Annotated in this window: 8 protein-coding genes; 3 read left to right on the forward strand and 5 right to left on the reverse strand. The window is 60.5% G+C overall.

What is annotated here, in order from left to right:
- Positions 1-3: 3 nt before the first annotated feature.
- Both C4S63_RS02295 and C4S63_RS02300 read right to left on the reverse strand, forming a co-directional pair.
- The gene (locus tag C4S63_RS02295) at positions 4-2,193 is read right to left on the reverse strand and encodes a TonB-dependent receptor domain-containing protein (protein WP_103916574.1); all 2,190 of its coding nucleotides are present in this window, start codon (positions 2,191-2,193) and stop codon (positions 4-6) included.
- A 95-nt stretch (positions 2,194-2,288) separates the two neighbouring features.
- Positions 2,289-3,839: a hydantoinase B/oxoprolinase family protein gene (locus tag C4S63_RS02300; RefSeq protein ID WP_103916575.1), complete on the reverse strand. Its 1,551-nt coding sequence runs from the start codon at positions 3,837-3,839 to the stop codon at positions 2,289-2,291.
- Between the two features lie 226 nt (positions 3,840-4,065).
- Here C4S63_RS02300 and C4S63_RS02305 point away from each other — a divergent pair, with 226 nt between their 5' ends.
- From C4S63_RS02305 to C4S63_RS02315, 3 genes are all read left to right on the forward strand, one after another.
- Positions 4,066-5,247, forward strand: coding sequence for an aspartate aminotransferase family protein (locus tag C4S63_RS02305; protein WP_062816892.1), 1,182 nt, complete (start codon positions 4,066-4,068; stop codon positions 5,245-5,247).
- Positions 5,244-6,152: an ornithine carbamoyltransferase gene (gene argF / locus C4S63_RS02310; RefSeq protein ID WP_062816891.1), complete on the forward strand. Its 909-nt coding sequence runs from the start codon at positions 5,244-5,246 to the stop codon at positions 6,150-6,152. The genes C4S63_RS02305 and argF overlap by 4 nt, the downstream gene beginning before the upstream one ends.
- Before the next feature lie 98 nt (positions 6,153-6,250).
- On the forward strand, positions 6,251-7,306 hold the full coding sequence (locus C4S63_RS02315; RefSeq protein WP_103916576.1) for an ABC transporter ATP-binding protein: 1,056 nt from the start codon (positions 6,251-6,253) through the stop codon (positions 7,304-7,306).
- Between the two features lie 154 nt (positions 7,307-7,460).
- On the opposite strand, the gene C4S63_RS02320 is transcribed toward C4S63_RS02315, so the two are convergent.
- The 3 genes from C4S63_RS02320 to glpK form a co-directional block, all read right to left on the reverse strand.
- Positions 7,461-8,564, reverse strand: a complete 1,104-nt coding sequence (locus C4S63_RS02320; protein WP_062816889.1) for a GGDEF domain-containing protein — start codon at positions 8,562-8,564, stop codon at positions 7,461-7,463.
- Positions 8,561-9,664 carry a diguanylate cyclase gene (locus tag C4S63_RS02325; protein ID WP_062816888.1) on the reverse strand — a complete coding sequence of 368 codons (1,104 nt, stop codon included), beginning with the start codon at positions 9,662-9,664 and terminating at the stop codon, positions 8,561-8,563. The genes C4S63_RS02320 and C4S63_RS02325 overlap by 4 nt, the downstream gene beginning before the upstream one ends.
- Before the next feature lie 200 nt (positions 9,665-9,864).
- The gene (gene glpK / locus C4S63_RS02330; protein WP_103916577.1) at positions 9,865-11,355 is read right to left on the reverse strand and encodes a glycerol kinase GlpK; all 1,491 of its coding nucleotides are present in this window, start codon (positions 11,353-11,355) and stop codon (positions 9,865-9,867) included.
- Positions 11,356-11,540: the final 185 nt, after the last annotated feature.

Genomic DNA, 11,540 nt, shown 5'->3' on the forward strand with positions numbered 1-11,540 from the left:
TGCTCAGAAGCGCACTTTCATGCCCAGGTAGCCGGTACGCGGCTTGTTGGGACGGGCGCCGGCGGGGTCACGGGAGACGATTTCCTGATCGTCAAACACGTTATTCACCTTGGCATACACTTCCATATCGCTGTTCACGTGGTAAGTAGCCACCACATCCGCAATCACGTAATCGCTGGTGCGTTTGAAGGTGGTCACTTCGCCAGGACGGTCGCAGCTATTGTCGATGCACATACCCTCAGTGTGGCTGACAGACATCAGCGCAGACCAGGCCGCCGGCTTTTCCAAGCCGAAGGTCAGGCTGGCCAGATGCTCCGGCAGGTAAGGCAGTACATCGCCATCCAGCACAGACAGATCATCCGCATCCTTGGTGATTTCGCCGTCGGTATAGGTATAGGTCAGACGAACCGGAGCTTGCAGACCGCTGTCACCTTCCCAGACCACGCTATTCAGACCTACTTCCAGACCACGAACCTCGGACTCACCAAAGCTTTGCGTGCCGGAATCGTTGCCATTCGGGCATGGATTAGCGATGGAGCAGTTCTGGATGGTGTTTTCATAATCGCTGTAGAAGGCGATCACATCCGCACTGAAGTTCTCGTTCCAATAGCGGAAACCGGTTTCGTAGTTAACGCTCTTTTCAGCATCGGTGCCTTTCTTGGAAGAAGCACCCGCCGGAGCAAAGCCCTGATGCACACCGGCCAGAACAGACCAGTTGTCGTTAAGCAGCCAAGTGGCGCCCAGGCCGGCCATCAGTTCTTCGTTACGGTTTTCAGTACGGGCACTGACGGTGTTGCGAGCCGGATCACCCCAGCGCTTGCTCTTGCTTTCCACGTTCTCATAACGCAGGGAGCCGGTGACAATAAAATCACCGATGTAGGCATGATCGATGATCCAGGCGGACATGGCATCGGCGTTTTCCAGACGGTTATCACCGCCGGTGGGCAGAGTGGACGTCTGGTACACCAGGCTGCCATTGCGCTGGTCAAAGGTGTCGGTGGGCTGATAGCGATCCACCTCATCCTGATGGTAACGGGCACCGACAATCAGGTCGTTGTCAACGGAACCGGTCTGGAAACGGTGGTTCAATTCAGTCTGCACGCCTTCGGAGACGTATTCACGATTATTGTTCTTGAATACCAGATCATCCGCATCGGCACCGCGCAAGATCGCTTGCTTCGCACCTCCATTGGCGTTGGCGTCGGCCACAAAGCCACCAATGCCTTGCCCTTCGACGCTGGCCAGCTTGTACCAGTTACGGTTGAACTCGTTGCGGTACACCACGGAGTTCAACTGGGTATTCTCGTCAAATACCAGAGTATGACGCAGGGAAACCGCATCCCGGTCGTTGTCCATCTGATCGATGTCGCTCATGCCGTAACGACGGTTGGCATCACGCTCAAAATCACGGTCGGTCAGACCCAGATAGGTTTCGTCGGACACTTCACTGGAATGCTCCAGTTTCAGCTCAAACGCCTGCTGAATATCTGCCGTTTCCGGGGCCTGCCAGCGCAGCTTGGCGACATAGTCCCGCTTGTCGAAGCCGCTGTCGCGGTTGGAACGGTCAATATCCTTGAAACCCATGGTGCGCTGCTGATGGGCTTCCAGCATGAAGCCGAACTGGCCTTCAGTGGCACCATAGTAGGCATGGGCCCGCTGGGCACCGTCTTCACCGCCTTCCACATTGACCATGCCGGAGGCACGGGCAGGAATCGGGGTGGACAGGAAGTTAATGGCACCGCCCACGGTGAAGGGCCCATAGCGAAGGGTGTCCGGGCCTTTCAGTACCTCAATACCGTAGAAGCGACCGGCGCTGGGGAAGTAATAGGCAGCCGGGGCAGCATAAGGAGCAGGGGCGATCAGCACCCCGTCTTCCATCAGGGAAACCTTGCTGGAACGATCACGACCGGAACCACGGATACCGATGTTCGGACGCAGGCCGTAACCTTCCTCTTCCTGGAAGTAAACGCCGGGCACATCCCGCAGCATGCGATGCACATCGGTGTTTTCTTTTTCTTCCAGGTCTTCGTTGGAGAGCACGTGGGCAGAGCCACTAACGCTAAAGGTGTTCTGACGATCCCCGAGGATCTGTACCGGTTTCAGCTCATTGGCCTGATCGGCAAAAGCCGGAGCAGCCCCGGCGGCCACGGCAGACGCGATGGCACAGCAAAGCAAGCGACGCTGTAAATGCATGTTTGTTCCTTCCCGACGCAAATGACAAAAATGTAAAAATCGTAAGCGCAGAGAAGATACAGCGAAAACGAATCGATATCAATTCACTATCATTCTCATTTACATTCCGTATCGCAATACCCTCCCCCACCGGGTGAAGCCACTACCAAACGATCACCGGCGCGAGCGGAAAAGCTGGTTTTCGGCGGCAATAACTCCCCGTTATGACGGTTTTCCCCCACCGCCCCATCCTGTCCCCCTGCCAGTCCCCAAGGTCCGTGACGGCGGCGCTCGGTCAGCAGGGTCACATGGGCATCGCCCAGGAATTCCAGCTCACGCACCAGACCATCACCGCCTGCAAACTGCCCTTCACCGCCACTGCCCCGGCGCAGCTGATAGCGGTGCACCCTGAGCGGATAGTGGGACTCCAGACTCTCGATGGGGGTATTCAGGGTATTGGTCATATGGCTGTGCACCGCCGACAACCCCGGACCACCGGCATGGGCGCCAGTGCCCCCGGCCATGGTTTCGTAGTAATCCCAGCCATCCTCTCCGGCGGCGCCCATGGCCACATTGTTCATGGTCCCCTGGCTGGCAGCGGGAATCGCCTGGGGGGCAGCCTGGGCCAGCGCCCCCAGCACCACATCCACCACCCGGGAGCTGGTTTCCACATTGCCAGCCGCCACCGCCGCCGGACGATTGGCATTCAGCAGCGAACCTTGCGGCGCGGACAAACTGATGGGCCGAAACAGGCCATCGCACGCGGGCACATCATTGTCCATCAGGCAGCGAAAGCAGTAATAAGCGGCGGCGGCGGCCACTGACAGCGGACAATTGATGTTGCCTGCCACCTGGTCAGCGGTGCCGGAGAAATCCAGGCTGGCCTGTTCCCCGGCAATGGTCAGGGTGACGGCAATGACGATGTCCTGCTGACCCTGACCATCGTCATCCATGTAATCCCGGAACCGGTAACAGCCGTCCGGTAACGCTGCGATTCGGGCACGGGCCCGTTTTTCCCCATAGGCGTTGAGGGCATCGAAGGCAGCAACCAGGTCGGGCTGCTGTTCCGCCAGTTCTGCCAGACGCCGAGCCCCCGCCTCACAGGCGCTGGCCTGGGCGACAAAATCGGCAAACCGCCGGTTTTCCACCGGCAGCCCCCCGCTCTCATCCAGCCCGGCCAGGTGTCGACACAAAGGCACCTGCCACTGTCCCGCCCGTTTCAGCCAGCTGGGAGCAATGACGATGCCCTCCTCCTCCAGATGGGTCGACACCGGCATGGATCCGGGACTGTGGGCGCCGATATTGGCGTGGTGAGCCCGGGTCACGGCAAAGCCGATCAAGGAGGATGCCTGGAAGACCGGGGCCACCACCGTCACATCCGGCAAGTGGGTGCCGCCCAGATAGGGGTCATTGACCACCAGCAGGTCGCCGGGCTGCCAATCCCGGCCACTGACCAGATCCGCCATGGCATAGGCCATGGACCCCAGATGCACCGGAATATGGGCTGCCTGGGCACACAACCTGCCCTGTTTGTCGAAAACGGCGCAGGAGAAATCCAGGCGATCCTTGATGTTCGGCGAGAGGGCGCTGAGCCGCAGCACCGCCCCCATCTCGTCACAGATCCCTGACAGGCGGTTGGCGAAAATACTGAGCTGGACAGGATTCATAGAGGCAATTAACAGTTAATAGTGAATAGTTAATAACTAAAAACAGGACAACAGCCTACCGCTGTTAACTATTCACTGTTAACTATTCACTGAATTGTGCGCTATTATCGACGGTTCCGGCAGCCTTCGGCTGCCGTTTTTTATTTGGGACGCGTACAGACGGTGCTGTGATCAACGGTCCGGTGCCCGTTATCAATTCTCCATTATCGATTATCAATTGCCTGTTATGTCGCAATATCTGATTCCCACCTATGCACGGCAACCGCTGGCGTTTGTGCGCGGTGAAGGGGTATGGCTCTACGATGAGGCCGGCCACAAGTACATGGATGCCATCTCCGGTATCGGGGTCTGCAACCTGGGCCACTGCCATCCGGCGGTAACCCGCACCCTGGCCGATCAGGCCGGGCAGCTTATGCACACCTCCAACCTGTACCGTATTCCGTCCCAGGAAGCCCTGGCCCAGCGCCTGTGCGAAGTGAGCGGCATGCAGAGCGTGTTCTTTTCCAACTCCGGCGCCGAAGCGAATGAAGCGGCCATCAAGATTGCCCGGCTCTTTGGTCAACGCAAGGGCGTCAGCCGCCCCACTGTGGTGGTCATGGAGGGCAGCTTCCATGGCCGCACCATGGCTACCCTGTCCGCCACCGCCAATGCCAAAGTACAGGAAGGCTTTGCCCCGCTGCTGGAGGGGTTTGTGCGGGTGCCGTTTAACGATCTGGACGCGGTCCGCGCCCTGGGCGACAACGCCAATGTGGTCGCTGTCCTGGTGGAACCGGTACAGGGCGAAGGCGGTATCAATGTCCCCGCCAGTGACTATCTGCCCGGCCTGCGTGCCCTCTGTGACCAGCATGACTGGCTGCTGATGCTGGACGAAATCCAGTCCGGCAATGGCCGGACCGGCGATTACTTCGCCTGCGTGGGCGACAAGGTGACGCCTGACGTGCTGACCACCGCCAAGGGCCTGGGCAACGGCTTCCCCATCGGCGCCTGCCTGGTGGCCGGCAAGGCCGACGGGGTGTTCGGCCCCGGCAACCACGGCAGTACCTACGGCGGCAATCCGCTGGGCTGCGCCACCGCGCTGACCGTGGTCAACACCCTCACCGATGACGTGGTGGCAGGGGTCGCGGAGAAAGGGGCCTGGCTGAAGCACGCCTTTACTGACGCCTTTGCCGATCTGCCCATGATCAAGGAAATCCGTCAACGCGGCCTGATGCTGGGTATCCAGCTGGATCGCCCCTGCGCCGAGCTGGTCAACCGGGCCCGGGAAGCCGGCCTGCTGATCAACGTCACCGCAGGCTCCGTGGTACGCCTGCTTCCGCCACTGGTGATCAACCAGACCGAGATGCAGCACCTGGTGGAGACTCTCTCCCAGGTCATTCATGACTTCGCCAACGAACAGGAGGTCGCATGACCCGCCACTTCCTGACGCTCACCGATCTGAGCCGGGACGAGCTGGGCTACCTGATCCAGCGCGCCATTGAACTGAAAACCATGCTGCGTAATGGCCAGAGCCATACGCCCCTGCTGGGCAAGACCCTGGGCATGATCTTCGAGAAATCTTCCACCCGTACCCGGGTATCCTTTGAAGTGGCGATGACCCACTTCGGCGGGGCCAGCATCTTCCTGTCGCCCCGGGACACCCAGCTGGGGCGCGGCGAGCCCATTGAAGATTCCGCCCGCGTGCTGTCACGCATGGTGGATGCGGTGATGATCCGCACCTTCGACCACGCCACCGTGGAAACCTTCGCCCAGCATTCGGCGGTGCCGGTGATCAATGCGCTCACCGACGATTTCCACCCCTGCCAATTGCTGGCCGACATGCAGACCTTTGTGGAGCATCGTGGCAGCATCCAGGGCAAAAAGGTGGTCTGGGTGGGCGACGGCAATAACATGTGTGCCAGCTATATCAATGCCGCCAACCAGTTCGACTTCGAGCTGGTGATCAGCAGTCCCAACAGCTTTGAACCGGACAGCGAACTGCTCAACCGTTATCCCGAGCGGGTGCGTCTGGAAGCCGACGTGAACGAAGCCGTGAAAGGGGCGCATCTGGTCGTTACCGACGTGTGGGCCTCCATGGGGCAGGAAGACGAGCAGCAAGCCCGCCTCAATGCCTTTGAAGGCTACCAGGTGACCCCCGAGTTGATGGATCGGGCCGACCCGGACGCCCTCTTCATGCACTGCCTGCCTGCCCACCGCGGCGAGGAAGTCAGCCACGAGATGATGGACGACCCGCGCTCGGTGGTTTGGGATGAAGCGGAAAACCGTCTGCATGCCCAGAAGGCGCTGCTGGAGTTCCTGCTCACAGGCCAGCACTGATACAAACCCGTAAACCGTTGGAGTCTTGCTCGCAGGGCGAATATTTTCCGGCTTTCGCCCCGAGCCAGCCTCCAACATCTCCAGAAGGCGCAAACGCAATGAACCCGCCGCTGCTTACCCTTGAAAACCTGGCCTGCGGTTACCACCAGCAAGCCGTGGTAAAGGATCTGAGCCTGGAGCTGGCCACCGGCGAAATTGCCTGCCTGCTCGGGCCCAGCGGCTGTGGCAAAACCACCACCCTGCGCGCCATTGCCGGGCTGGAACCGGTCTCTGGTGGCAGCATCCATATCCAGGGCCGGCAGGTCTCCAGCCGCAGCCGTCAACTGCCTCCGGAACAACGGAGCTTGGGCATGGTGTTCCAGGAACATGCCCTTTTTCCCCACCTGACCGTGGCCGACAATGTGGCGTTCGGCCTGCGCAAACAGCCTCGCGCGCAACAACGCCAGCGAGTCAGCGAGTGCCTGGACCGGGTCCGGCTGGCCGGCATGGAAGACCGTTACCCCCATGAGCTGTCCGGTGGCCAGCAACAGCGGGTGGCGCTGGCACGGGCACTGGCCCCCCGCCCGGCCCTGCTTCTGCTGGACGAACCTTTTGCCAGCCTGGATCTGGACCTGCGCCGAGCCCTGGCCCGTGAACTGGGCGATATTCTCCGCCAGGAAAATGTCACCACCCTGCTGGTCACCCACGATCAGGAAGAAGCCTTCGCCCTGGCCGACCGGGTCGGCGTAATGCATCAGGGCCGGCTGGAACAATGGGACAGCCCGTACAATATCTACCACGCCCCGACCAACCGTTTCGTGGCGGAATTCGCCGGCTACGGCTCTTTTCTGCGCGGGGAGGTGCTCGATGAAAACACCGTCAGGACCAGCCTGGGGGAGCTCACCGGGCGCAGCAATGCTGCACTGATACCGGGCAGCCAGGTGGATGTGTTATTACGCCCGGAAGACGTGATCGCCGACGAAAGCGCGCACCTGGCCTTGCCCGTGACCCGCCGCCAGTTCACCGGCGCCACCATCCTCTATCACCTGCGCGTCGGCGCCGACGAAACCCTGCTCTGCCAGACCGACAGCCACACCAACGTGGTGGAAGGCGATGTATTACGCGTGCGACTGGCGACCAAGCACCTGGTGGCGTTCACGGTCAGTGAACAGTGAATAGTTAACAGTGAACAGCGCGCGCGAAAGACGACCGCAATTTTAAACGCATGAGGCCGCGCCCAAAACCTGGGCGCGGCCTCATGCGTTTCAACACAAAACAAAAGTCAGGCGCGAACTATTAACTGTTCACTGTTAACTATTCACTGCCTTTTCACGCCACCCGGCTCTGATTGCGCCCCCCGGACTTGGCCTTGTACAAGCCCCGGTCCGCACGGTTGATCAACTCGTCAATGGTTTCGTTTTCCTGGCAGGCGGCCACACCGACCGACAGGCTGACGGCGCCGGGCCCGCCTTCCTGCATAAAGCTTTCTTCGCGCCAGCGCTCGCGCAAACGCTCCGCCACCCGCAGCGCACCGCTCTCGTCACTCTGGGGCAGAATCAGCAGAAACTCTTCCCCACCGAGACGACCGAAATAGTCACCATCACGCATGCCCGCCAGGGCCAGCGCGGAAAACCGGCGTAACACCCGGTCTCCCCAGTCATGACCGTGACGGTCGTTGATCTGTTTAAAATGGTCCAGGTCCACATAGCAGATGGCAAAAGGCAGCCCCTTGCGGGCAAACAGCGCCCGCTGACGCTCCAGGATCTCAAGCAGGTGGCGACGATTGAACAGGCCGGTCAGATCATCCCGTATGGCCATTTCACGGACCTGCTCCACCGCCCGGGCCAGTTGATGGTTCTTGTCGGCCAAGGCGTCACGCAAACGATTGATGCCCCCGCCGGTAATGGCAAAGCTCACCGAGATCATGGAAAACACCAGCCACTGCAAGGCTTCCACGGACAGACTCAGTTGCACCCAGCGGTCGTTCATGGCCAACCACAGCATCACCGCATAGGCCGCACTGGCAAGCACCGCCACGCCGATCATTACCTTGCCGGAAAGCCGGAACGAGACCAGCAACAGGCCGGCAAAAAACAGGGTGACCACACTGAGCCGGAACTCGTCCACGTAGTAACCGGAGACCATGAATACCACCATGAAGTGCAGTACCAGCGGCAAGGACAGACTCGGTTCACTCAGACGCAGGGTCCAGCCGGTGGCAAGAAGCAGCTGGTAGGCCACCAGGGAGGCCCAGACCACGAACAGCATCACCAGCCCCTGTTCCAGCGCCACGTCAAAATAGCCGAACTGGAAATACACCACGCATAACAAGGTATGCATGGCCATGATGGCAATGGCCGAACGGCTATGCCGCTTGAGCAAACGCTTCTCGCTGAGGGTCAGCTTTTCCGCCTGTCGCAGATCCTGATTCATTCGCTCTGCTCCACCACCAGTTTGTCGCGGCCGGACTCCTTGGCCTGATAGAGCGCCCGATCCGCACGCAGGATCACCTGCTCCGGGGTTTCTTCACGCCGGTACATGGCCAACCCCGCGGAGACCGTGACGGCGAGTCCCGGTGCCTCCTCAAAGCGCTGGCTGCGCATACCCAGCAGGATCCCCTCGGCCAGGTTACTGGCCTCATCCGGATCACTGACCGGCAACACCAGCATGAACTCCTCTCCCCCCAGCCGGGCGGCAAAATCCTGCCCGCTCAGGTGACGGCGAGCCACCTCGGCAAAGCGCTCCAGCACCCGGTCCCCAATACGGTGTCCATAGTCGTCATTGATACGCTTGAAATGATCCAGATCCAGATACACCACGGCCAGCTGGTAGGCGCCACGTGCCGACTGGCCACAGGCCTTGGCCAGTAACTCCATGGCATGGCGGCGCCGATAGAAGCCGGTCATCTCGTCTTTCACGGCCATATCGTGGATACGCTCGACAATGTCCGCCAGCTGCAGGTTGCGGCGACTCAACTGGGAGCGGATGGTGGAAATTTCCGAGGCCAGCAGAATCATCGCCAGCACCATGACCGAGAACAGCCCCCACTGTATCCATTCGCCCCGCAGGTCCACCACCTCCGGCCAGTAGCCGGAAACCACACCAAGAATGACCGCATAACCGAATACGCAATAACCGGCCAGCCAGGCGAACTGTCGGAATGACGCCTGCAGCACTCCCATCTGGACAATGGCAAAGAAAATCATCATCACGCACAGGCGCACCTGGTCCACCACCAGGGCAGTCAGCAGAATCCCGGTGGTGGACCAGACCATCAGCGGCATGATCATGGAAGGTTCGGAAAGCCGGCGATTCAACCCCAGCAGCATGAACAGGACGAAGCCCAGATGCCCCACCCAAATGGCAGCGAACATGCCGTAAAAAAGGGCGGAACCGCCGCGGAAGAAATCCAGCTGCAGGGCAATCCAGCATAGCAGGGTGTGGGCGCTTCCCCCGGCCAGGATGGCAAACAGCACCCGGCGCAGTCTCTGGGACTGCAGGGCTGCAGGATTGAGCGTTAATGATTGATCCATGCCGGATTCCCGATCCGGTGCAGCCATTCCCACCAGCAGCCGCACCCAATGGTAGTCATTTAGTATTATTGTTGTGTGAACTCTAACCCTAAATGTCTACCGCGTCACAGTTTTCATCCCTGAAACCGGACCGTCCATCACCGTGCCAATGAAAAAAGTGGCACAGAAGTCCCTGATTTTTCGGGCATTACCCTTGCAGCCTATTCACCGACCGGGCTCTGACAGACCCGGGCCACTGCTTCCCGCCACCCCTGATAGCGGCGTTGGCGCTCGTCATCTTCCAACAGTGGTGAGAATTCCCGCTCGCAGCGCCATTGCTCGGCCACGGCGTCCAGTGAGTCGTACAGACCCACGCCCAGCCCTGCCAGGTAGGCCGCGCCCAGGGCGGTGGTTTCGGTGACCATGGGACGGTCCACGCACACTCCCAACACGTCAGCCAGGGTCTGGCTGAGCCAGTTATTGACCACCATGCCGCCATCTACCCGCAAGGTGGTGGGCCGGGTACCGCAATCCGCCGCCATGGCATCCAGCAGGTCCCGGGACTGATAGCACACCGCCTCGAGCCCCGCCGTTACCACTTCGGCAATGCCGGTGTCACGGGTCAGCCCCAGCAGGGCACCGCGGGCGTGGGGATCCCACCAGGGAGCACCGAGACCGGTAAAGGCCGGTACCAGATAGACGCCACCGGCAGAGCCGGCGCGGCGGGCCAGTGCCTCGGTTTCACTGGCATCACGAATCAGATTGAGGCCATCGCGCAACCACTGGATGGCGGCGCCCGCTACAAAGATGGAGCCTTCCAGCGCATAGGTGGTTTTGCCATTGAGCCGGTAGCCCACGGTGGTAAGCAGACGGTTATGGGACACCACCGCCTCGCCGGTATTCATCACCATGAAACAGCCGGTGCCATAGGTACTTTTCACCATGCCTGGCTGAAAACAGGCCTGCCCCACCAGTGCCGCCTGCTGGTCCCCGGCAATGCCGGCCACCGGCACCGCGGCGCCCAGCAGTTCAGGGCACGTGGAACCGAACTCACCGGCATTGTCACGCACCTCCGGCAGTACGGCGGCAGGAATAGCGAACAACTCCAGCAAGGCCGGGTCCCAGGCCTGTTCGTGGATATTGAACAACAGGGTGCGCGAGGCATTGGTGGCATCGGTGGCGTGGACCTTGCCACGGGTGAGTTGCCAGAGCAGCCAGCAATCGATGGTGCCGAACGCCAACTCACCGGCTTCGGCACGCTGGCGGGCGCCGGGCACATTATCCAGCAACCAGGCCAGCTTGGTGGCCGAAAAGTACGGATCCAGCAACAGTCCGGTCTTGCTGCGAACACTGTCTTCATGGCCGGCATCACGCAGGCGCTGGCAGTACTCTGCCGTGCGCCGGTCTTGCCAGACAATCGCTCTGGCCAGCGGATCACCGGTCTGGCGATCCCACAGCACCGTCGTTTCACGCTGGTTGGTAATACCAACAGCCGCCAGCTGCTGGGCTTCCACACGGGCATTTCTCAGGGCCTGCTGGCAGAGCGCCAGGGTGTCCTTCCAGATTTCCAGGGCATCGTGCTCCACCCAGCCATCCTGAGGAAAATGCTGGCGGAACTCTTTCTGTGCCTGCCCACAGGCCCGCCCACTGGCATCAAAAACAATGGCGCGGGAGCTGGTGGTGCCCTGGTCGATGGAAAGGATGTATGACATGGCTCGGCTAACCCTGTTATCAGAATTGGAGGCTGGATCAGTCAGACGCTGCGTGGAGGCGCCAGGAACCGTATTTTACATGATGGCGCGATGGCAGATTGAACGATAACGGACAACCCGATGGACCTTATCGGCGATTTAAGAGCCTCTAAACCCACCCTACGATGCTGCCGGGTTGTCGACAT

Origin of the sequence: Alcanivorax sp. DSM 26293 (assembly GCF_900107995.1) — a bacterium.
Taxonomy (GTDB): domain Bacteria; phylum Pseudomonadota; class Gammaproteobacteria; order Pseudomonadales; family Alcanivoracaceae; genus Alcanivorax.

What these genes read in the sequence shown, in the direction of transcription:
- C4S63_RS02295 (WP_103916574.1), bottom strand. Translation starts at nt 2,193, where the DNA reads ATGCATTTACAGCGTCGCTTGCTTTGCTGTGCCATCGCGTCTGCCGTG.
- C4S63_RS02300 (WP_103916575.1), bottom strand. Translation starts at nt 3,839, where the DNA reads ATGAATCCTGTCCAGCTCAGTATTTTCGCCAACCGCCTGTCAGGGATC.
- C4S63_RS02305 (WP_062816892.1), top strand. Translation starts at nt 4,066, where the DNA reads ATGTCGCAATATCTGATTCCCACCTATGCACGGCAACCGCTGGCGTTT.
- argF (WP_062816891.1), top strand. Translation starts at nt 5,244, where the DNA reads ATGACCCGCCACTTCCTGACGCTCACCGATCTGAGCCGGGACGAGCTG.
- C4S63_RS02315 (WP_103916576.1), top strand. Translation starts at nt 6,251, where the DNA reads ATGAACCCGCCGCTGCTTACCCTTGAAAACCTGGCCTGCGGTTACCAC.
- C4S63_RS02320 (WP_062816889.1), bottom strand. Translation starts at nt 8,564, where the DNA reads ATGAATCAGGATCTGCGACAGGCGGAAAAGCTGACCCTCAGCGAGAAG.
- C4S63_RS02325 (WP_062816888.1), bottom strand. Translation starts at nt 9,664, where the DNA reads ATGGATCAATCATTAACGCTCAATCCTGCAGCCCTGCAGTCCCAGAGA.
- glpK (WP_103916577.1), bottom strand. Translation starts at nt 11,355, where the DNA reads ATGTCATACATCCTTTCCATCGACCAGGGCACCACCAGCTCCCGCGCC.